Raw genomic sequence first — 21721 nt, forward strand, 5'->3', positions numbered from 1 at the left:
GTCCCCCCGGATTGAACGTGGGAGGATGCGCAGGGAAGTTGTGCCGGTCCATGACGGGACCACGACAACCCGACCGGATCTCGATCTATTGCGCGCGGCGGGTGCGGCGCCAGTAGAAGAACGAATAGAGAACCGGCGTCGCGACCATCACCAGCAGCAGCGCGCGGAAGACGGCCGTGCGGGTTTCGCCCTGCATCGGCAGCGCGGCGAGGACGATGATCGCGAGACCCGCGGCCATCATGATGCGGCTGGCATAGCGATGCGTGGCGATCCAGTTGTCGGGATCGACGATCGCCCAGGGGGTGCGGATGCCGACGAAGAAGCCGGGGCGCGACTTGGGCAGGACGTTGCCGATCGCGACGAGGAACGCGCCCAGGCCGGCGAGCATCGTCGTCGGGGGAAACACGAAACCGAACGCCGGGGCGGCGACCAGCGCTTCGGACAAGGCCATCATGCCAAGCAGCCCGGCCCAGGCGGTGCGATAAAGCGGCGCGGACTGTTCGAGCTTGTCCTGCAACGGTTCGAGCGACGGCAGTGCCGCCATGAACAGCGAGAGGCCGACTGTCAGCGCGACGGGCGTGAACAATGCCCTGCTCGCGCTGGCGAAGCGATCGGGCAGGCCGTTGCCGCCCCAGTGGGTCGGTAGTTGCGTGCCCGCGGGGAAGCGGCCGAGCGCGATCGCGGCGACGATCGCCAGCGTCGCGGCGGTCAGCGCCGACGCGATCATCAGGTCCCGGTAACGCATGTCTCGCTGCCCTTTTCGTGTGCGTCGCCGACGCGGAGCCGGCCCATGAAGCCCATCACCACCTCCTCCATCACCGACAAATCGAGCGTGTAGACGATCGACGTGCCGCGATTCTCGGCCTGGATGAGGCCGGCGGCCTTCAGCTTGGCGAAGTGGTTCGACATGGTCGGCTTCGACACCGCGAATGCTTCGGCAAGCGCGCCAGCGGTCATCGCGCCGCCTTTGAGCAGTTCGAGAATACGGCGGCGCGTCGGGTGCGCGAGGGCGTCGAAGACCGAGTCCATGTGCTTGGTTTATTCGTGAAGCAGCTAATTAGCAAGATGGCTAACTATTTGAGTGCAGTCGACTAGAGATAGACGCACCTCCCCGGCGGAGGCCGGGGTCCAGTTGGAAAGGTTGTCGTAACAACTGGATGCTCTCAGTCGGCAACGTCTCCCAACTGGACCCCGGCCGCCGCCGGGGAGGTGCATGCTAAGAGGGTCGGGGTGTTAAACCCCCGGCCTCCTCGCGATAACACCCCCAGTCTCCTCGACATCGCCCCGAGGATCGCTACCTAGGCGGCAATGGCACTCGACCCCCTCCCCGATCTCCAGCGCATCTTCGGTTTCCCCGATTTCCGCGGCGTGCAGCGCGATGTCGTCGACCGGGTGCTCGCGGGGCAGCGGACACTGGCGGTGATGCCGACGGGCGCGGGGAAGTCGCTATGCTACCAGTTGCCGGCGACGATGCTGGAGGGGACGTGCGTGGTCGTGTCGCCGCTGATCGCGCTGATGCACGACCAGTTGCGCGCGGCCACCGCGGTCGGGATCAAGGCGGCGACGCTGACATCGGTCGATACGAACCGCGAGGAGACGATCGCGCGGTTCCGCGCGGGCGATCTCGACCTGCTATACGTCGCTCCGGAACGGGCTTCGAACGAGAGTTTTCGCAACCTGCTCAGCCAGGCCAAGCTCAGCTTGTTCGCGATCGACGAGGCGCATTGCGTCAGCGAGTGGGGGCATGATTTCCGGCCGGACTACCGGTTGCTGCGGCCTCTGCTCGATAGTTTTCCGGATGTGCCGCGGCTCGCGCTGACCGCGACCGCCGACGCGCATACCCGCGCCGATATCCTCGAGCAGTTGGGGATCTCGCAGGAGGGGCTGATCGTGTCGGGGTTCGACCGGCCGAACATCCGCTATGCGATTTCGGGGCGCGACAACGTCAATCGGCAGATCGCGGATATCCTCGAGAAGATCCCGGGGCCGGGCATTGTGTACGCGCAGACGCGGGCGGCGACCGAGAAGCTGGCGGAGGCGCTGGGGCGGAGCGGGCGGCCGACGCGGGCGTATCATGCCGGGCTCGATCCGCAGGTTCGCGCGAAGAACCAGGCGGATTTCGTCGCGAGCGAGGACATGGTGATCTGCGCTACGGTCGCGTTCGGGATGGGGATCGACAAGCCCGACGTGCGGTTCGTGGCGCATGCCGGGCTGCCGAAATCGATCGAGGCCTATTACCAGGAGACCGGGCGCGCGGGGCGTGATGGCGACCCGGCGATCGCGCATCTGTTCTGGGGCGCGGAGGATTTCGCGCGTGCCCGGCAGCGGATCGGCGAGGTCGAGCCCGAGCGGCAGGCGGGCGAGCGGCAGCGGCTGACCGCGATGGGCGGGCTGGTCGAGACGGCCGGGTGCCGGCGGCGGATCCTGCTCAAGCATTTCGGCGAGGAGCGGCTCGAGGATTGCGGGAATTGCGACAATTGCCTCGGTAACGTCGATGCGGTGGATGCGACCGAGACTGCGCGCAAATTCCTGTCGGCGGTGTTCCGCACCGGGCAGATGTTCGGCGTGGGGTACATCGAGGGGATCCTGACGGGGGTGTCGTCGGAGCGCAGCCTGATGAACGGGCATGAGGCGCTGTCGGTGTACGGGATCGTCGATGGCGACGAGGTGGCGTTGCTGAAGCCCGTTTCGCGCGCGCTGATGCTGAAGGATGCGCTGCGCACCAATCCGCATGGCGGGCTTGAGTTCGGGCCGGCGGCGAAGGCTATCCTCAAGGGCGAGGCGGCGGTGTCTATCGTCGTGCCGCCCAAACGCGAGCGGCGGCGGAAGGGGGCGGTTGGCGCTGTGCCGAACCCGGTCGACGATCCGCTGTTCGAAGCGTTGCGCGTGCGGCGGCGCGATCTGGCGAAGGAAGCGGGCGTTCCGCCGTATGTGATCTTCCACGATTCGGTTCTGCGTGACATTGCGCGGCAGCGGCCGGCGTCGCGCGCCGAGCTCAGCCTGTTATCAGGCATTGGCGCGCGGAAACTCGACGCCTATGGGGATGCCTTCCTCCAGGTGATCCGCGAGTCCGCATGATACGGCATATAAACGAAAGTATTTCGGTCGCGCCGCAGATCGCGGTCGAGCAGGTCGCGGAGATCGCTGCGGCTGGGTTCAAGACCATCGTCAACAATCGTCCGGATGACGAGGATGCGGGGCAGCCTTCGGGTGACGCGATCCGCGCGGCGGCGGAAGCGGCTGGGCTCAGATACGTCTCGATTCCGGTGACGCATGCGGGGTTCTCGCATCCGCAGATCGACGCGATGACGCAGGCGCTGACGGATTCGGACGGGCCTGTGCTGGCGTATTGTCGATCGGGGACGCGGAGCTGCAATTTGTGGGCGCTGGCGGCGGCGAAGGCGGGGCGGAATCCGAACCTGTTGCTCGCGCAGGCCGAGGACGCCGGGTATGATCTGCGCGGTATCCGCCCGATGCTGGACGCGCTCGCAGGGCCGCGATGAGCCAGGTCGCGATCGGGCCCTATCTGGTCGGGCCCTATGCGATCGGCGGCTCGGTCGTGGCCGTGCTGGTGATCGTTGGTCTCGTCACTGCCTGGGCGTTCGTTCGGGGGCGACGGGTCGTAAAGATCGAGACGCCGGAAGAGGCGGCGGACGCGGCGCAGGCGCAGTTGCACGGGTTCGCGGTGGCGGGCGCCGTGGTCGGCGCGGATGGCCAGGGTGCGCTGGCGGTGGCGGACGACGGGCGGGTCGCGGCGGTGAAGCGGGTCGGCAAGCGGCTCGCGGTGCGCGAGGTCGCGTGGCGAACGGTGCGCGCGACGCACGAGGGGATTTTAGTCGAGACCGGCGACAAGATGCTCGGCGCGGTGATGCTGTCGCGGGTCGATGTGCTCGATATCCGGCGGTTGGCGCCGAAGGGCGTGCGGGTTTAGGCGCGGGCTTTTGTTGGGGTCGCCGCTTATGCGCTCCCCCGTCTTTCGCCCCGCTCCCCCTCCCCGTTCGTTCTGCGTAGCTGCTGAGCTTGTCGAAGCGGCGTATCGAAGGACAGGTTGGCCCACGGGGCCTGTGCTGCGATACGCGCCCTCGATACGCTCCTGGCGGAGCTACTCGGACGCTACTCAGCACAAACGGGGGTGTTTGCACTGGTCGTATCGGGGCTCCGTCGGGGAAGTGCTGGCGCATAGGACTTGAGTGTCGACCGATGCGGGGAGACGGCACTCTTCTGCTCCCCTTCCGCTTGCGGGAGGGGTCGGGGGAGGGGTTAGCCTCATGGACCGGACGCCGGTACGTACGTCGGCCCCTCCCCTAACCCCTCCCGCAAGCGGGAGGGGAATCTAACCGTCGTCGCCTTGCTTGGTCCTGGGCTCCCGCGTTCGCGGGAGAACAACGAGCTTAAGCGCTCGCTCCCCCACAAACTCGATCGAAGTACTACTTCGATCGCCATAAAAAATGGCCCGGTGTGTTGCCACACCGAGCCAAGGTTGTCCGCAGGAGGAACGTCGTGGGTGCGGGCTCGGGTGGCCCGCTACCGAACTAGTCGTAGGCGCGTTCGCCGTGCTCGCCGAGATCGAGGCCTTCGCGCTCGACTTCCTCGGAGACCCGCAAGCCGGTCAGCGCCTTGGCGATGTAGATCGCGATGACGGTGCCGATCGCCGCCCAGACGATCGTCGTGGCGACTGCCGCGACCTGGACGAAGAGCTGGTGGCCCATGTCGAAATCGGGCTTGCCGGGGCCGCCGAACGCTGGCGAGTAGACGATGCCGGTGCCGATCGCGCCGATCATGCCGCCGATGCCGTGGATGCCGAACGCGTCGAGCGCATCGTCATAGCCGAGCTTCGGCTTGAGGACCGTCACGGCGTAGTAGCAGACCACCGACGCGACCGCGCCGAGGATGATCGCACCGAACGGGCCCGAGTTGCCCGCCGCCGGCGTCACCGCGACGAGGCCGGCGATGATGCCCGAGCAGAAGCCGAGTGCCGAGCCCTTGTGGCCGTTGACGCGCTCGATCAGCATCCAGGCCAGGCCCGCCGAGGCGGTGGCGACGAAGGTGTTGAGCATCGCGAGCCCGGCCGAACCGTTCGCCTCGAGCGCCGAGCCGGCGTTGAAGCCGAACCAGCCGACCCACAGCAGCCCGGTGCCGATGCCGGTCATCGTCAGCGAATGCGGCGCCATGCGATCGGTGGGATAGCCGAGGCGCTTGCCGAGGATCAGCGCCGCCACGAGCGCCGAGACACCGGCGTTGATGTGCACCACGGTGCCGCCGGCGAAATCGAGCGCGCCCATCTTGAAGAACTTGCCGCCCGATGCCCACACCATGTGCGCGACCGGGAAGTACACGATCGTCAGCCAGACGATGGCGAACACCATCACCGCCGAGAACTTCATCCGTTCGACGACCGAGCCGAGCACGAGCGCGACGGTGATCGCGGCGAACGTCATCTGGAAGCAGATGAAGACATATTCGGGGATCGCGACGCCCGCGGTGAATGTGGCCGCGGTAGAGTCGGGCGTGATGCCGCGGAGCAGCGCCTTGCCGAAGCCCGAGATATACTCGCCGCCGCCGTCGCCGAACGCCATCGTGTAGCCGTACATCACCCACAACAGCATCGCGAGACACGCGACCGCGCCGATCTGGGTCATCGTCGACAGCATGTTCTTCGACCGGGTGAGGCCGCCGTAGAACAGCGCGAGGCCGGGGACGATCATCATCAACACCAGCAGCGTCGACGTCATCATCCAGGCGGTGTCGCCCTTGTTCACGGTCGCGACCACGGGCGCAGCGACCGGGGCTACGGGTGCCGCGACGTCCTGCGCCCAGGCGGGTGCTGCGGCGATCATCGCCGCGCCGAACCCTAGAGCCGCGACGGCGGCCTTTTTCAAATCATGCTTCATCTCGTCCCCCCTCAGAGCGCTGAATCGTCGGTTTCGCCGGTGCGGATCCGCACTGCCTGGCCGACGTCGAGCACGAAAATCTTGCCGTCGCCGATCGCGCCAGTGTTCGCCGATGCCTGGATCGCCTCGACCACGCGGTCGGACAGGCTGGCGGCGCAGACCACCTCGATCTTGATCTTCGGCACCATGTTGGTGCTGTACTCGGCCCCCCGATAGATCTCGGTCTGGCCCTTCTGACGGCCGAACCCCTTGACCTCGGTGACCGTCATGCCCGCCACGCCGATCGTGGTGAGCGCTTCGCGCACCTCGTCGAGCTTGAACGGCTTGATGATGGCAATGACGAGTTTCATCGCGCCCCTTCCCCAGTTGTATGGTGAGAGCCTCGCAATGTGCGTGCCAGTTGCGGTGCGGAGGGGTGAGGTGTGCTCGGAGAGCGGGCAGCGGGGGTTTTGCGGTTAAAACTTGTGCAGTGCGGTGCGGGTGCTCGAAAAACGGGCACCTCCCCGTCATGCCGGGCTTGCTCCGGCATCCACCGATCGGCGTACTCGCCAGCGTTTGGTTTGCGGGACCGTGGATGCCGGAACGAGCCCGGCATGACGGAGTGGGTGGGGGCGGCGGGGTTTGCTTGCCCCCGCCGGCCCCATGCCCAACTCAGTGGCGGAAGTGGCGCATGCCGGTGAAGACCATCGCGAGGCCGGCTTCGTCCGCTGCAGCGATGACGTCGGCGTCGCGGATCGAGCCGCCGGGCTGGATCACTGCGGTCGCACCGGCTTCCACCGCCGCGAGCAGGCCGTCGGCGAAGGGGAAGAATGCGTCGGAGGCGACCGCCGAGCCGATCGTGCGCGGGGTCGACCAGCCGGCCTTCTCTGCCGCGTCCTTCGCCTTCCATGCGGCGATGCGCGCGGATTCGAGGCGGTTCATCTGGCCCGCGCCGATGCCCGCGGTGCTGCCGTCCTTGGCGTAGACGATCGCGTTGGACTTGGTGTGCTTGGCGACGGTCCAGGCGAAGCGGCAGTCGAGGAGTTCCTGCGGCGTCGGCTGGCGCTTGGTGACGACCTTCAACTCACCCGGCGTGCCGTTGTCGCGACCCTGGACGAGCCAGCCGCCAGCGATCGACTTTGCCGTCAAGCCGAGGCGGGCGGGATCGGGGAGGTCGCCGGTCAGCAGCAGGCGGAGGTTCTTCTTGGCGGCGAACAGCGCGATCGCGTCCTCGTCGGCATCGGGGGCGACGACGACTTCGGTGAAGATGCCGGTTATCTGGCGCGCGGTCTCGGCGTCGAGCGTGCGGTTCACGGCGATGATGCCGCCGAATGCCGACACCGTGTCACAGGCGAACGCCGCGGCATAGGCGTCGGCGAGCGTGGCGCCGGTGGCGACGCCGCAGGGGTTGGCGTGCTTCACGATCACCACCGAGGGCTCGGCGTCGCGGAATTCGGCGATGAGTTCGAGCGCGGCGTCGGCGTCGTTGAGGTTGTTGTAGCTGAGCGCCTTGCCCTGGAGCTGGCGGGCCTGGCCGATGCCGCGGACGTTGCCTGTTGCCGTGTAGAAGGCGGCGGACTGGTGCGGGTTCTCGCCGTAGCGCAAGCTGTCGCCGCGCTTCAGCGTGATCGGCAGGGTGGCGGGGAATTCCTCGGCCTGATCTACCGTGCCGAACCATGTCGCGATGGCGGAGTCGTAGGCGGCGGTGGTGGCGAAGGCCTTGGCTGCGAGCTTCTTGCGGTCTTCGAGTGTCGTGGTGCCGCCGGAGACGAGTGCGTAGTCGGCGGGGTCGGTGACGATCGCGACATAGGCGTGGTTCTTGGCGGCCGAGCGCACCATGCTGGGGCCGCCGATGTCGATGTTCTCGATGATGGTGTCGCGGTCGGCACCCTTCGCGACGGTGGCTTCGAACGGGTAGAGGTTGACGATCACGAGATCGATCGCGCCGATCTTGTGCTCGGCCATCGAGGCGGCGTGGCCGGCATCGTCGCGGACCGCGAGCAGGCCGCCGTGGACCATCGGGTGGAGCGTCTTGACGCGGCCGTCCATCATCTCGGGGAAGCCGGTGAGTTCGCTGACGTCACGCACCGTGAGGCCGGCGGCGCGGAGCGCGGTGGCGGTGCCGCCGGTGGAGACGAGTTCGACGCCGTGGCTCGCCAGCGCCTTGCCGAGATCGACGATCCCGGTCTTGTCGGAGACGGACAGGAGCGCGCGCCGAATGGGGAGGGTGTTCGGGATGCTGGTCATGAGGGTCTTTCGTCGGGGGTCGCCGTGCGGCGGTGCCTTAGCGTTGGTTGACGTTGGGGAACAGGCTCCTTTGCTCTGTCCAGCCACTCAACAAAGGTAGTTCCTCCCCGGCGAAGGCCGGGGTCCAAGTGGAAAGGTGGCAATAACGGAGTGCCGTCCCCGGTTAGCGACGTTTCCCAATTGGGCCCCGGCCTTCGCCGGGGTGGCGCGTTAATCTCGATGGTGTGGCAGTCAGGCCTTCTTCAGCGCCCAGCTCACACTCGCGCCGCCGGCCGCGGCTTCGCCTGTGATCATCAGTTGCTGCGTCGCGACCGGGCGACCGTCGGCGTCGATCCAGACGCTGTCCTCGACCACCAGCGCGCCGCCGCGGCAGCGGAATTGCCACAAGGGACCGCCCGGCAAGCGGAGGATCGCGCCGAGGCCGTCCGCGGTAGGGGAGACCTGCACGCCCTCCCCCAAATGGAAGCGGATCGCGAACAGCGACAGGCCGGCGCGGCGTTTGCGGCCCTGCGGCAACAGCGCGTCCTCGCCGCGGAGTTCGCGGCCGTCGCCGGTGAGCATCAGCTGGCGGCGGTGGAGGAAGCCCCAGCGGCGGACGTAACCGTCGTGGCTCGCCTCGATCCGGCTGGCGGCGTCCGATTCCTGGCGGCTGAGCTCGACTTCGCCCACGCCGCGGCCGAGCGTGCCGTCGGCGAGGATCGCGGTCGAGTTGCTGTCGGCGATCGTCAGCGTCGAATGCGCGGCAGTCGAGCGCAGGCCCTCGACCATCGCGGGGGGGAGTTGCGCGATGCCCGCGCGTGCGCCGCCGCAGTTGACGACGATCCGCGCCGGGCCGTCGGAGAATTCGAACGCGAGCGTCGAAGCGCAGCCGCCTTCGACGAGGCGGGCGATCGGCGGCGGGGCGGCGTCGACGATCAGGACTGCGGTGCCGGCGGCGAGGCGTTGATAGCCCCAGTCGCGGGCCTGACGGAGGGGGCGGGTGCGGACGCCGCTGGCTTCGATGACCGCGGCGACCTGCGTTTCGCTGGCGGGGCCGCCACCCTGCCAGCTCGACAGGCCACGATCGGCGTGCGCTACGCCGAGCAGGGCCGCGACCATCCGGGTGAGCGTGACCGCGACCGTCTCGGGGAGTTCGGCGCTGCGGGCGGCGTAGCTTTCCTGGAGGAGCGTGAGCAGCTGGATCGAATCGAGCAGCATCGCCGGGCTGCGCGACACCGAGCCGCCATCGTCGAACAGACCGGTGCCGAGCGCGCGGAGCAGGCCGGCCTCACCGAACGCCTGCCGCGGCTCGCCGCCGGGGATAAGGAGTCCGGCCGCGACGACTCCGCACCACGCGGCGATGCGCGGGGCACCCGCCGGGGCCTTGTCGGCGTTGCGATCGAGGTGGAGCGCGCCCTTTGCGAGCGCGTTCAAAACCTTCGAGCGATAGATCTGGTCGGAGGACGACAGGATCAGCGGCGCGTGCGCGGTCCAGGCGAGGATGCGGCGGCCCCACAGGTCGGGGCGCCACGCGATCCCGCCCTGCGTGTCGGCGTGCGCGGTCAGCCAGAGGCCCATGAGGTATTCGGCGATCGGCGCACCCCGCGCGCGGGTCGCGACGGTCGACAGGTCGCGTAGCCACCCGAAACTGTGGAGGTATTCTGCGAACGGCTTGGGGAGCGGCTTCGCAAGATCGAGCGTCTCGATATCACGCGCTTCGCCGCGGAACGAGAGCACGCCCTCCAGCAGCATCGTGCCGCGCGGAATGTCGCCGAGGATGGGGTCGTCGGGGACCGCGATCAGCTTCAGCGGGTAGCGACCCTTGAGGCGCAGCGTGTGGAGCGGCGTGCGCCACGTCAGGCGGTGGAAGCGCTCGGCCAGCCGATCGGCGAGCGACAGTCCCTTGTCGCCGCCGAGACGGATCAGGCGGCGGCCTTCGTCGATCCCGTCGGGGGCGGGATCGGTTACAAGATCGGGGGCTTCGTTCACCCCCGCAACGCGGCGATGTTGGCGGCGTAGTGGTCGGGGCCGCCGCGGAAGACCGAGGTGCCCGCCACCAGCGCGTCGGCACCGGCCTCGATACAGCGTTTCGCCCATTCCGCGTCGACGCCGCCATCGACTTCGAGATCGATCGCGCGGCCGCTCTTTTCGATCATCGTGCGGATCGCGCTGATCTTCTTGAGCTGGCTCGGGATGAAGCTCTGGCCGCCAAAGCCGGGGTTGACGCTCATCACGAGGACGAGGTCGACCATGTCCATGAGGTAGTCGAGCATCTTCGCCGGCGTGCCGGGGCAGATCACGACACCCGCGCGCTTGCCGAGGCTCTTGATGTGCTGGAGCGAGCGATGGATGTGCGGGCCGGCTTCGTAGTGCACGGTGATGCAGTCGGCGCCGGCCTCCGCGAACGCGTCGAGATACGCGTCGACGGGGGAAATCATCAGGTGGACGTCGAACGGCTTGGTGGTGACGCCGCGGACCGACTTCATGACCGCGGGGCCGAACGAGATGTTGGGGACGAAATGGCCGTCCATCACGTCGATGTGGATCCAGTCGGCGCCGGCCGCGTCGATGGCACGCACTTCCTCGCCGAGCTTGGCGAAGTCGGCGGAGAGGATCGAGGGGGCGATGCGGACGGGTTGCATGGGATTGTCCTAGCGCGGGATTCGCGTGGTGCGAAGGCCTTGGTTTTCGCCCCTCCCTGGAAGGGAGGGGTTGGGGGTGGGTCGGGTTCCGCGTGGTCGAACCGTTGGGGCTCGAACGGGCCTACCCACCCCCGGCCCCTCCCTTTCAGGGAGGGGGGAAGAGTTAGGCGCGCTTCAATCTTGCGATGAAGAAGCCGTCGCAGCCGCCTTGGTCCGCCAGCATGCCGGGAAGCGTGCGGATGGTACCGGTTTCCGTGGGCGTGATACCGGCGGGGAGTTCGGACTGGTCTACCGGGGCGATCGTGTAGTCGCTGCGGGCGGCGAGGAACGCGTCGAGTTGCGCCTCGCCTTCCGATGGCTCCAGCGAACAGGTGGCGTAGACCAACGTGCCGCCGGGCTTCACCCAATCCGCCGCGCGCGCGAAGATCCGCGCCTGCAATGCTGCGGTCTCGGCGATGATCGAGGGGCGGACGCGGTGGAGGACGTCGGGGTGGCGGCGGAAGATGCCCGTGGCGCTGCATGGCGCGTCGATGAGGATCGCGTCGGCGGGCTCGGCGGGCGCCCAGTCGAGGATGTCGGCGTTGACGACCTCGGCCTTCAGGTGCGTGCGGTAGAGGTTCTCGCGCAGGCGCTTGATGCGGCTCTGCGAATTGTCGACCGAGGTTACGGTCCAGCCTGCGCTCGCGAGTTGCAGCGTCTTGCCGCCGGGCGCTGCGCAGAGATCGAGGACATGCCCCTCGCCTTTCCCCAGCAGGCGCGCGGGGAGCGAGGCGGCGATGTCCTGCACCCACCAGGCGCCGTCGCCGAACCCTGCCATATCGGGGACGGAGTCGTGGTCGCCCAGGCGGAGATGCCCGGGCATGAAGCTCTCGCCGCCGAGCTTCTCGCGCCAGCCTTCGGTCTCGGACGGGTCGGCGATCGTCAGGTCGAGCGGCGGCACCTGCGCGATCGCGCGGCCGGCGGCGTCGACCATCTCCTCGCCCCACGCGGCTTCCCAGCGGAGTTCGACGGGCACCGGCAACGTCGGTACCTCGGGGAGCAGCATGTTTGCGCGGAACAGCGTGCCGAACACGCCGTGGACGAGTTTGCGCGGGCCGCCGTCGACAAGCGGCAGCACGGTCGAGATCGCGGCGTGCGAGGGGGTGCCGAGGATCAGCACCTGGACGAGCGCGATCCGCAGCGCCATCCGCGCCTTCGCGTCGTCGGGCAGGTTGGTCTTGGTGACCGAATCGATCATCGCGTCGAGATCGGGTAGGCGACGCAGCGTCTCGGCGGCGATCGCGTGGGCGAGGCCGCGGTCGGGGCCGTGGATCGCGCGGGTTGCTGCGGGCAGAGCGGATTCGAGCGACTCGCCGCGACGCAGGACGGCGTCGAGCAGGCGGAGTGCTGCACGACGGGTGGGGACGCCGAGCGGCTCGGGAGCGTGGGTATAGTCGGGCATATAAGGTCCTTCGCGTTCGGTTTGCTGCGCGGCTTGTGGCAAAGCGGCGCGACAGGGCCCATGTGGCGGTTACGACGCCAACACGCAAATCCGGAGAGCCGCGATGGGCCAGCGCCCCGATCATCTGAAGCCACCCGAGTATCTGGCGAAGAATACGCCGGTCCCGAAACCCGAGGCGATTGTGCCCGACAAGGACCCCGAGCCCCGCGATCCTACGCGCTATGGCGATTGGGAGCTGAAGGGCATGGCGATCGATTTCTGAGGGGTGCGCGCCTCTTCGCTCAACGTCCCCCCCTCCGTCATCCCCGCGCAGGCGGGGATCCAGATACTCCACGGTCGGCGATTACATCGCACCGTCAGCCAATATGGGTTCCCGCCTCCGCGGGAATGACGGCGTTGATGCACGAAATCTGCGGCAGCGGTCCTGACGCAGGCGGAACGATTTCCCCGGCGGCGCGTCGCCGCTATGATGAGGGGATTCTTCGAGAAACGCTGGGTTAAAGTCACCGGCATCGTCGTCGCGAGCGTGCTCGTGCTGGGGCTGGTGGGGCTGGCCGCGTTTCCGTGGGGATCGCTGAAGGGCGTGATCGAGCGGCAACTGACCGCGCGGTTCGGGCGCCCGGTGACGATCGGCGGGATCGAGCGGGTCGACGCGTTCGGGTTCAATCCGACGATCCGGATTACCGACGTGCGGATCCCGCAGGCCGACTGGGCGGGCAAAGGCGACTTCGTTCAGCTGCGCGAGGCCGAAGCGACGTTCTCTGGCATGGGCCTGCTAAAGGGTGCGTTCGGGCCGCGCGACGTGAAGGCGCGCGGACTGCATCTGGTGCTGGTGCGCGACAAGGACGGCCGCACCAACTGGGAACGGCCAGGCAAGCCCAAGGGCGGCGGCAGTTCGACCGATCTCGACGGGCTGACGATCAGCGACAGCGTGATCGAGTATCGCGACGACAAGCAGGATCGCTTCGTCACCGCGCGGTTCGTGTCGGATCCGGTCCACGGTATCCGCGCGAACGGGTCGGGCACGATCCGCGGGGCGGCGGTGCGGATCGCGGTCGCGGGGCCTTCGGTGGAGAAGTTTCAGGGCAAGCCTTGGCCGTTCACCGCGTCGATCGATGGCGATGCGCTTTCGATTGCCGCCAAGGGGCTGATGGACCGGCCGCTCGATACCGACGCGATGAGCCTCGACGTGACGGCGCGCGCGGCCGATCTCAAGCTGATCGACGCGGTGATCGAGGCGGGACTGTTCCGCACGCAGCCGGTGTCGTTCAGCGCACACGTCCGCCACGACCAGCCGAAATGGACCATCACGCAGTTGAAGGGCGTGGTCGGGCGGTCGGATTTCGCGGGGCACGTGACCGTCGACAAGCAGGCGGGGCGCAGCAAGGTCGATGGCGACATCGTCTCGCGGCAGTTCGATTTCGGCGACCTCGCGTCGGACGCGGGCAAGGCGGAGGGCGCGGCGCTGGAACGCGCGATCGGGCCGCGGCTGGTGCCGAATACGCGGATCGATATCGGCAAGATCGACAGGACCGATGCGCGGATGGGGTTTCGGATCGGGCGGATCGTGAGCGCGAAGGGTGCGTCGCCGATCCTGTCCGCGAAGGGCGTGCTGGCGATCGATCACCAGCTTCTGACTCTGAGCGAGCTGGTCGCGCGACTGTCGCATGGCAACGTCACCGGCAAGGTGACGGTCGACCAGCGCGGCGACCGGAAGGTGCCGACGGTCGATATCGACCTCAGGTTGCGGGGCAGCGTACAGGCGCTAGCGGGCGGCGGTGGCGATTTCAGCGGTAATGTCAGCGCGCGGGTGCGGCTGAAGGGACCGGGCGAGACGATTCGTGCGGCTGTCGGGCGGTCGAACGGGACGATCGGGTTCGTCGCGCGGGATGGGCAGTTGCCGCAGGGGATTGCGGCCGCGTTAGGCTTCGATGCGGCGCGCGCGCTGCTGGCTAAGGATGGCGAGCGGGCGGGGCTGCGGTGCGTGGTGTTGAAGCTGGACGTGACGCGCGGGCGCGGGCGGGTCGATCCGATGATCGTCGATACGACGGCCAGCCAGTTGCGGGGACAGGGGAGCGTGGTGTTTCCGGGGGAGACGCTGAACATCCGGCTGACGGGCACGCCGAAACAGCATGCGCTGCTGCGGCTGCCGGGGTCGGCGTACATGACCGGGACGATCGAGCGGCCCAATGTGACGATCCCGCCCGAGGTGAAGTCGGTAGGGAATATCTTCAAGGCGATCGGGCGGGCGATCACCGGGAAGCAGGGGCCGACGGCGAGCGACGCGGATTGCTCCGGGTTGGCGGCGCGGGTTTTGCGGTAGTGTCCACCCAGTCACCCCGGACTTGTTCCCTTGTTCAAATACCCACCCCGGCGAAGGCCGGGGCCCAATTGGGCGACCGAGGTAACGGCGGGCAGCCCTGCGTTACATCGACCTTGCCAATTGGGCCCCGGCCTTCGCCGGGGTGGTAGTGAAAGCGCGGTCGAGCGCGGTAACGGGAGTTTAGCCCGCCTCGCCCTTCAGTGGCCGCGCGAGGAGGTCGCCGATGACGTCGCTTACCGGGGCGCCTTCCAAGAGGCGGCAGACGGCTTCGGTGATCGGCATGTCGACCCCGGCGTCTCGCGCGGCGTCGCGGAGGACGGGGGCGGTGAAGGCGCCTTCCGCGACGGTGCGGCGATCGGCGAGCAGCGTTGCGGCGGAGTCGCCTCTCCCGAGACCGACGCCTAGCGAGAAATTGCGGGAGCTGGTCGAGGAGCAGGTGAGGACGAGGTCGCCCAGCCCCGACAGCCCCGCGAGCGTTTCCGCGCGGGCACCGCGAGCGAGGCCAAAGCGGGTCATCTCGGCGAACCCACGTGCGATCAGCGCAGCGCGCGCGTTCTGGCCGAGCCCTGCCCCCTCGACCACGCCGCAGCCGATCGCGAGGACGTTCTTTACAGCGCCACCGATCTCCGCGCCGGCGACGTCGGTCGAAGCGTAGGTGCGGAAATGACGCGCCGCCAGCCGCGCGGCGAGGCGTTCGCCGAGGTTGGCATCCTCGCACGCCAGCGTGACCGCGGTGGGTAAGCCGGCGGCGACTTCGTGCGCGAAGGTGGGCCCGGAGAGGACGGCGATCGGTGCGTTCGGGTGGACGGCGCGCGCGACTTCGCCGACGAGACGCTTGCTGCCGGCCTCGATGCCCTTGGCGCAGAGGACGAGCGGGATGCGTCCGACCGGAGCGGCGGCGAGGACACTGCCGACGTGCTGCGCGGGGGCAACGACTAGGATCGCGTCCATGTCGGCGAGCGCCGCGAGGTCCTCGGTGGCGCGGATCGTCGGGGAGAGCGCGACTCCGGCGAGGAACAGGCTGTTCTCGTGGTGGGCGTTGATCGATTCGACGACGGCGGTTTCGCGGGCCCAGAGGACGACGTCGCGACCTTCGTGCGCGGCGACCTGCGCGAGCGCGGTGCCCCAGGCTCCGCCGCCGATGACGCCGATTTTCATGCCTTCACTCCTGCGCCACGCACCGCTTCGGCGTTCGGATCGAGCGGCCAGCGTGGGCGGGCGGCGACGTCGAGCGGATCGGTGAGGCCGGCGGCGAAGCGCTCCGCGCCTGCCCAGCCGATCATCGCCGCGTTGTCGGTGCAGAGCCAGAGCGGCGGTGCGACGAAGCGGAGGCCGTGCGCGCTGGCGAGCGTCTGCAATGCCGAGCGGACTGCGGTGTTCGCGGCGACTCCGCCCGCGACGACCAGCGCAGTGGCGCCGTGCGAGGTGCGGAGTGCCTTGGTCGTGCGGTCGATCAGGCAGTCGACGACCGCGGCCTGGAACGAGGCGGCCAAGTCCTCGGGCGAATATTGGCCGACGACGCGTGCGACCGCGCTCTTCAGGCCGGCGAACGAGAAATGCGGTTCGGCCGAGCCTTTCAGCGGTCGCGGCAGCGGGACCGCCTTAGGGTTGCCGAGCGCGGCAGCGCGTTCGACTGCGGGGCCGCCGGGGAAGCCGAGACCGAGCAGCTTGGCGGTCTTGTCGAAGGCTTCGCCCGCGGCGTCGTCGATCGTGGTCGCCAACCGCCGATACGCGCCGACGCCCTCGACCAGCAGCAACTGGCAATGGCCGCCGGATACGAGCAGCAGCAGGTACGGAAATTCGAGATCCGGGTCGGACAGTCGCGGCGAGAGCGCGTGGCCTTCGAGATGGTTGACCGCGATCAACGGCTTGCCCGCGGCGTGCGCGAGCGCCTTGCCGGTGACGAGCCCGACCATGACGCCGCCGATCAGCCCCGGCCCGGCGGTCGCGGCGATCGCATCGACATCGGCCAGCTTGAGTCCCGCGTCGGCGAGGGCTGCGACGATCAGCGGCTCGAGTGCCTCGACATGCGCGCGCGCGGCAATTTCGGGGACGACGCCGCCGAACGGGGCGTGCGCGGCTTCCTGCCCGAGCAGCCGGTGCGCGAGGACCTGACGGTCGCCGGTGACGAGCGCGGCGGCGGTTTCGTCGCAGGAGGATTCGATGCCGAGGATGATCATCGCGTGTCTGTATATGCGTGCGCCAAGCTTGTCGAAGGGGCCACCTTTATGCATGGCGCGATGATGACTCGTTTTCGGCTCGGTACGCGCGGTTCGCCGCTCGCTCTCACCCAGGCAGGCATGGTGCGCGATGCGCTGTGCGCGGCGCATGGCTGGTCGCCCGACATGGTCGAGATCGTCGTGATCCGCACCACCGGCGATCGCGTGCAGGACCGCGCGCTCGCCGAGATCGGCGGCAAGGCGCTGTGGACCAAGGAACTCGATCGCGCGCTGCACGACGGCGACATCGACGGCGCGGTGCATTCGATGAAGGACGTCGAGACGATCCGGCCCGCGACGCTGAAGATCGCGGCGATGCTGCCGCGCGCCGACGTGCGCGACCGACTGATCGGCGCGGAAACGCTCGCCGACCTGCGCCCGCATGCGGTCGTCGGGACGAGTTCGCCGCGGCGGCGCGCGCAGATGCTGCGGCTGCGGCCCGATCTGGAGATCGTGCTGATCCGCGGCAACGTCGACACGCGGCTCGGCCGGGTCGCGAGCGGCGAGATGGATGCGACGCTGCTCGCCGCCGCCGGGCTCGACCGGCTCGGGCGCGACGACGGCCATGCGATCCCGACCGACGTGATGCTGCCGGCACCGGCACAGGGTGCGGTTGGCGTGGAGGTGCTCGCCGGGAGCGCGGCGGGCGAGATCGTCGCGGCGATCGACCACCACGATACGAGCGCGTGCGTGCTGACCGAGCGTGCGTTGCTCGCGCGGCTGGGGGCGGATTGCCATTCGCCGGTCGCGGCGCTGGCATCGCTCGCAGGCGAGACGCTGACGTTGCGTGCCGAGCTGATCGCCGAGGACGGCGCGTGCGATGTCGCGGGATCGATCGAGGGCACGGTCGACGACGATCTCGGGACGGCGCTTGCGGAGGATCTGCTCGCGCGCGCGCCGGCCAGCGTCCGGCGGTTGTTCGCCGCATGAAACCCGTCGTGGTGCTGCGGCCGGAACCCGGCAACACGCGCACCGCGACATCCTTGCGCGCGCTTGGGCTGGAGGTGCGGCAGGTTCCGTTGTTCGGGGTCGTGCCGGTCGACTGGACGCCGCCCGATCCTGCCGGGTTCGACGGGCTGTTGCTGACCAGCGCGAACGCAGTGCGGCATGGTGGCGCCGGGCTCGACGCGTTCAAGCGGTTGCCGGTCGTCGCGGTCGGTGCCGCGACCGCGGAGGCGGCGGCAAAAGCCGGGTTCGCGGTCGCGGTCACCGGTTCCGACGACGCGCGGGCGGTGGTGGCGGACGCGCGCGACCGCGGCTTTGCGCGGCTGCTTCATCTCGCAGGGCGCGACCGACGAGAGACCGGCGAGGGCGTCGCGGCAATCACCGTCTATGCGAGCGACACCGTGCCGGTCGGCACCGAGGGTGCGCGATCGTTCGATGATGCGATCGTCCTGGTCCATTCGGTGCGCGCCGCAACGCGTCTGGCCGAGCTGGTCGATGCGGCGGGTACTGCTCGCCAGAGGATCTCGCTGGTCGCTATCAGCCAGGCGGTCGGCGACGCGGCGGGGCACGGTTGGCAAGACGTGACGATCGCACCGCAACCGACCGATTCGGCGGTCGTCGCGCTCGCTGCTGCGCACGCGAACACGCGCGCGATTGACCAGCGCGCGCGCGGCGGGGATAAGCACGCCATGAGCGACTACGTGCCGACCGATCGCCCACGGGCACGCGGACCCAAAATGGGTGTGATCCTTGCCCTTGTCGGCCTCGCGTTCGTCGCGGGGCTGGGCCTGATGGGCTATGCCGCGAAGAAGCTGCCGTGGTTCGGCGGGCATGCGACGACCGCCGGGATGACGACCGCCGCGCAGAAGGCGGCGGCGGGCAGCTCGGGGTATATCCCGTCGCAACCGCTCGGCCCCAACGGCGAGCCGCAGGCCCCAGCCCCGATCGATACCGCCGTGCTTGCGACGCGCGAGGCGACACTGGCGGCGCAATTGACCGCGCTGGAGACGCGCACCGCGACGATCGCTACCGATGCGTCCGCCGCCGCCGGTCAGGCGACGCGCGCGGAAGGCCTGCTGGTCGCATTCGCCGCGCGGCGTGCGCTCGATCGCGGCGTGACGCTCGGCTATCTCGAGGAGCAGCTGCGGTTGCGGTTCGGTCAGGCGCAACCGCGCGCGACGACCACGCTGATCCAGGCGGCGCGCCAGCCGGTGACGCTCGAGGACCTGCGCCAGGGGCTCGATACGATCGCGCCGGACATTACGTCGACCACCGGCGACGGCTGGCTCGACACGATCCAGCATCAGATCGATTCGCTGGTCGTGCTGCGCAAGGCCGGCACGCCGTCGACGATGCCCGCCGATCGGCTCGCCCGCGTCCGGCGCCTGCTCGAAGCGGGCCAAGTCGAGGCGGCCCGCGCGGAAGTCGCACGGCTGCCGGGCGCGAATCAGGCGAGCAACTGGATGGAAGCCGCAGGCCGCTACGTCCAGGCGCGGCATGCCCTCGACGTGATCGAGAACGCGGCGCTGATCGGCCAGGCCGGGCAACCGCAGCCTGCACCGGTGGTGATGCCCTCGGCGGTCACCGAGACATCGACGGTGACTGACGAGAGCGCGGGATCGCAGGCTGCCGTGCCGAAGACGCCTGGGCAAGCTACGGGCCAGTAACGGCGGGCGATTTCAAAGACTGTCGACGCTGCTATCGCAGCGTACCGCGCATGATGTTATCGCTGGTCATCTTGTCGAGTTCCGCAGCCTAGGATCTGTGCGCGGATAAGGTTCGACTGTTGCAACCTATGATCTGACGCCGGCGCCCGTCACGGATGGAATGGAAGCTTTCGGCCCTGCCATTAAAGCAATAGCCGCCGTCCTGCCGCGTCACCGGCTTTTCCCCAATACGATCGAGAAATAGGCTACCACCTTGTTGGCAAAAGATGGCGCGATAAGGAAAAGACGAGAGTCCGGTTTTGCAAGGAAGACGCCTATAGCCGGCATTGCGTAACCTGCACTGCTTCAGGCGCGCACTGAATTCGAGCTGGCAACAGGGGGCACGAATGCTGCGACACTTCGGTGAAGAGATATGGATCGCTGATGGGCCGACAGTGTCCGTCGCCGGCTTCGCCTATCCCACGCGGATGATCGTCATCCGGCTGTCCGATGGCGCATTATTCGTCTGGTCGCCCACGCCACTATCCATCGAGCTTCGTGTCGCCATCAATCGCTTGGGGTCGGTCCGTCACATCGTTGCTCCGAATACCTTGCATCATATGTTCGTTGGCCAGTGGCAAACGGCGTACCCGGCAGCACTATCATATGCGGTGCCGGCGCTGCGCACCAAGCGGCCGGACTTAAAGTGGGATCGTGACCTTGGGGACGTGCCCGAAGCGGCATGGTCGAGCGAGATCGATCAGGTCGTCGTGGGAGGAAATAGGATCACGACCGAGGTCGTGTTCTTCCATCACCAAAGCCGAACCGCGATCTTTACCGACCTTATCCAACACTTTGAGCCCGGTTGGTTTGGAGGATGGCGAGGCATCGTCGCAAAGCTCGATCTGCTTACCGCGATCAGGCCAACCGTTCCCCGGAAATTTCGAATGACGTTTCGCGATCGGAGCGGCGCTCGAAATGCGGTGCAGCGTATCATGGCATGGCCCACGGTGGCGGTACTGACGGCACATGGCGCGCCGATCCCGCATGACGGTCGCGATGCAATTGCCCATGCTTTCGAGTGGTTGCTCCGCAAATAGCGCCTTTTCCCGATAAGGATCAGATTGCCCGATAAGGATCAGATTGGTTGTCACGCCTACCAGCGAGTGGGTATTGGCAGAGCTTGATGACTGGACAACAGTTCGACGGTAGCCAAGCAGAAAATCGTAGATCGTCAGCCTGGATCAACGGGAACTGCGAGACGCTTCGTTGGAGGTAGATCAAGCAATGTTCAGTCGAATAATTGCCATTTTCCTACTGGCGTCGACCGCGCCATCGGCCGCAACTGATCGTGCTCTTGAACGAGCATCAAACGGCGAGATGACGGCCATTTTCAACGCGAACCAGACAGCGCGACAAGACCCGAACATCGATTGGGCGCTCGCGGCGGCACCACCCGCGAGACGGTTCGAAACCACGCTGCGACCGGTAAAGTGCGCTGCCATCACCGGGGCGGACATGCTTCTCGATCGCTCGAATCTTCGCTGGATCGTGGTCGGCGAAATGCACGGCACCCGTGAAACACCGGAGATCTTTGGTGATCTCGCATGCTTGGCCTCGTCGTCCCATCCGGTAACCGTCGCAGTCGAGCAGACGACAGTTGATCAGCCCGCTATCGACGATTTCATCGGGTCCAGCGGCGATGCAGCGGCAACATCACGGTTCCTGACGAGCAGACTATGGACCCAGCCCATGAAGGACGGCAGGTCCAGCGAGGCATACTTCCACCTTTTCCAAAGATTACGCGTGCTGCGGGCGGCGGGGCGGATCACCAGCGTCGTTGCTTTCCAGCCTTTGTACAATCCCGGCCCCGCCGGATTTAAGGCTGGCGATTACGAGAATGCACTCGCCTCGTCACTGGTGAGCAGAGCAGGACAGAACGCGCGCGTGCTCGTCTTGGTCGGGAACATGCATGCGATGCGAACGGCGCCAGCCTGGGCCAAGTCAGCCTATCTGCCAATGGCCGGCTATCTTCCCACCGAAACCAGCATCAGTCTCGATGCAAGATGGAATGGAGGATCATATTGGGCCTGTCCGTCGGACACCAGTTGCGGTCCTCAAACTGCGGCTTCGTCAGGACCGACGCCGGCTCGTGGGATAATTATTGACGGTCCCGGTGGACCTTATGACGGCGCACTGAACCTTGGTGTCCGGGTGACAGCCTCACCGCCGCAACCTCAGGCTGCAACTGGACGTTTCCTGAAGCCATAACGAGCTTGTTTTGCTTCGCCCCGGTCCGATTGGAACGGCCAAGCCTTCGCGTAAGCGACGAGTAACGTGAAAGCGCCCGTGACCGTTGCACAAACGACCTTTCGCAAAGGGCCGCTTTCCTGAACCCTCTTCCCGAAC

General features: G+C 67.7%; 19 protein-coding genes. 9 read left to right on the forward strand and 10 right to left on the reverse strand.

The window, feature by feature from the left end; genetic code table 11:
- Window positions 1-85 precede the first annotated feature (85 nt).
- Window positions 86-745: an SdpI family protein gene (locus C8J44_RS12790; RefSeq protein WP_121904856.1), complete on the reverse strand. Its 660-nt coding sequence runs from the start codon at window positions 743-745 to the stop codon at window positions 86-88.
- Window positions 727-1029 (reverse strand): metalloregulator ArsR/SmtB family transcription factor, encoded by a 303-nt coding sequence (locus C8J44_RS12795; protein ID WP_121904857.1) that lies wholly within the window; start codon window positions 1027-1029, stop codon window positions 727-729. Before C8J44_RS12795 ends, C8J44_RS12790 begins: the two co-directional genes overlap by 19 nt.
- A gap of 279 nt (window positions 1030-1308) precedes the next feature.
- On the opposite strand from C8J44_RS12795, the gene recQ reads away from it, so the two are divergent.
- From recQ to C8J44_RS12810, 3 genes are read left to right on the forward strand one after another with little or no spacing between them, the layout of a single operon-like run.
- A complete protein-coding gene (recQ, locus tag C8J44_RS12800; RefSeq protein ID WP_121904858.1) occupies window positions 1309-3078 on the forward strand; it encodes a DNA helicase RecQ in 1770 nt (589 codons plus the stop codon).
- Window positions 3075-3503 (forward strand): TIGR01244 family sulfur transferase, encoded by a 429-nt coding sequence (locus C8J44_RS12805; RefSeq protein ID WP_121904859.1) that lies wholly within the window; start codon window positions 3075-3077, stop codon window positions 3501-3503. Before recQ ends, C8J44_RS12805 begins: the two co-directional genes overlap by 4 nt.
- Window positions 3500-3931 (forward strand): hypothetical protein, encoded by a 432-nt coding sequence (locus C8J44_RS12810; RefSeq protein ID WP_121904860.1) that lies wholly within the window; start codon window positions 3500-3502, stop codon window positions 3929-3931. The genes C8J44_RS12805 and C8J44_RS12810 overlap by 4 nt, the downstream gene beginning before the upstream one ends.
- 601 nt (window positions 3932-4532) lie before the next feature.
- Here the strand turns inward: C8J44_RS12810 and C8J44_RS12815 are convergent.
- The 6 genes from C8J44_RS12815 to C8J44_RS12845 all read right to left on the reverse strand — a co-directional run bounded on the left by C8J44_RS12815 (window position 4533) and on the right by C8J44_RS12845 (window position 12179).
- Complete coding sequence (locus tag C8J44_RS12815; RefSeq protein WP_121904861.1) at window positions 4533-5891, reverse strand: ammonium transporter; 1359 nt, start codon at window positions 5889-5891, stop codon at window positions 4533-4535.
- Between the two features lie 11 nt (window positions 5892-5902).
- Window positions 5903-6241 carry a P-II family nitrogen regulator gene (locus C8J44_RS12820; RefSeq protein ID WP_056053652.1) on the reverse strand — a complete coding sequence of 113 codons (339 nt, stop codon included), beginning with the start codon at window positions 6239-6241 and terminating at the stop codon, window positions 5903-5905.
- A gap of 301 nt (window positions 6242-6542) precedes the next feature.
- Entirely contained in the window at window positions 6543-8117 is a 1575-nt protein-coding gene (gene purH / locus C8J44_RS12825) for a bifunctional phosphoribosylaminoimidazolecarboxamide formyltransferase/IMP cyclohydrolase (RefSeq protein WP_121904862.1), read from the reverse strand.
- A 231-nt stretch (window positions 8118-8348) separates the two neighbouring features.
- Window positions 8349-10085 carry a heparinase II/III family protein gene (locus tag C8J44_RS12830; RefSeq protein WP_259466854.1) on the reverse strand — a complete coding sequence of 579 codons (1737 nt, stop codon included), beginning with the start codon at window positions 10083-10085 and terminating at the stop codon, window positions 8349-8351.
- Complete coding sequence (rpe, locus tag C8J44_RS12835) at window positions 10082-10738, reverse strand: ribulose-phosphate 3-epimerase (RefSeq protein WP_121886421.1); 657 nt, start codon at window positions 10736-10738, stop codon at window positions 10082-10084. Before rpe ends, C8J44_RS12830 begins: the two co-directional genes overlap by 4 nt.
- 163 nt (window positions 10739-10901) lie before the next feature.
- Window positions 10902-12179 carry an RsmB/NOP family class I SAM-dependent RNA methyltransferase gene (locus tag C8J44_RS12845; protein WP_121904864.1) on the reverse strand — a complete coding sequence of 426 codons (1278 nt, stop codon included), beginning with the start codon at window positions 12177-12179 and terminating at the stop codon, window positions 10902-10904.
- Window positions 12180-12282: 103 nt separating this feature from the next.
- On the opposite strand from C8J44_RS12845, the gene C8J44_RS12850 reads away from it, so the two are divergent.
- Window positions 12283-12441, forward strand: a complete 159-nt coding sequence (locus tag C8J44_RS12850; protein ID WP_082441494.1) for a DUF1674 domain-containing protein — start codon at window positions 12283-12285, stop codon at window positions 12439-12441.
- Window positions 12442-12648: 207 nt separating this feature from the next.
- On the forward strand, window positions 12649-14502 hold the full coding sequence (locus C8J44_RS12860) for an AsmA family protein (protein ID WP_121905442.1): 1854 nt from the start codon (window positions 12649-12651) through the stop codon (window positions 14500-14502).
- A 180-nt stretch (window positions 14503-14682) separates the two neighbouring features.
- Here C8J44_RS12860 and C8J44_RS12865 read toward each other — a convergent pair whose 3' ends face one another.
- Window positions 14683-15660: an NAD(P)H-dependent glycerol-3-phosphate dehydrogenase gene (locus C8J44_RS12865; RefSeq protein ID WP_121904866.1), complete on the reverse strand. Its 978-nt coding sequence runs from the start codon at window positions 15658-15660 to the stop codon at window positions 14683-14685.
- Window positions 15657-16682, reverse strand: coding sequence for a tRNA (adenosine(37)-N6)-threonylcarbamoyltransferase complex transferase subunit TsaD (gene tsaD, locus C8J44_RS12870; protein ID WP_121904867.1), 1026 nt, complete (start codon window positions 16680-16682; stop codon window positions 15657-15659). Before tsaD ends, C8J44_RS12865 begins: the two co-directional genes overlap by 4 nt.
- 60 nt (window positions 16683-16742) lie before the next feature.
- Here tsaD and hemC point away from each other — a divergent pair, with 60 nt between their 5' ends.
- The 4 genes from hemC to C8J44_RS18295 all read left to right on the forward strand — a co-directional run bounded on the left by hemC (window position 16743) and on the right by C8J44_RS18295 (window position 21583).
- Window positions 16743-17651 (forward strand): hydroxymethylbilane synthase, encoded by a 909-nt coding sequence (hemC, locus tag C8J44_RS12875; RefSeq protein ID WP_404969212.1) that lies wholly within the window; start codon window positions 16743-16745, stop codon window positions 17649-17651.
- Window positions 17648-19333, forward strand: coding sequence for a uroporphyrinogen-III synthase (locus tag C8J44_RS18785; protein ID WP_259466855.1), 1686 nt, complete (start codon window positions 17648-17650; stop codon window positions 19331-19333). The genes hemC and C8J44_RS18785 overlap by 4 nt, the downstream gene beginning before the upstream one ends.
- A gap of 386 nt (window positions 19334-19719) precedes the next feature.
- Window positions 19720-20412 carry a DUF4336 domain-containing protein gene (locus tag C8J44_RS12885; RefSeq protein WP_121904868.1) on the forward strand — a complete coding sequence of 231 codons (693 nt, stop codon included), beginning with the start codon at window positions 19720-19722 and terminating at the stop codon, window positions 20410-20412.
- A 280-nt stretch (window positions 20413-20692) separates the two neighbouring features.
- Window positions 20693-21583, forward strand: coding sequence for a hypothetical protein (locus C8J44_RS18295; RefSeq protein ID WP_147453199.1), 891 nt, complete (start codon window positions 20693-20695; stop codon window positions 21581-21583).
- Window positions 21584-21721 lie beyond the last annotated feature (138 nt).

It is taken from the genome of Sphingomonas sp. PP-CE-3A-406 (assembly GCF_003688625.1).
GTDB lineage: Bacteria > Pseudomonadota > Alphaproteobacteria > Sphingomonadales > Sphingomonadaceae > Sphingomonas.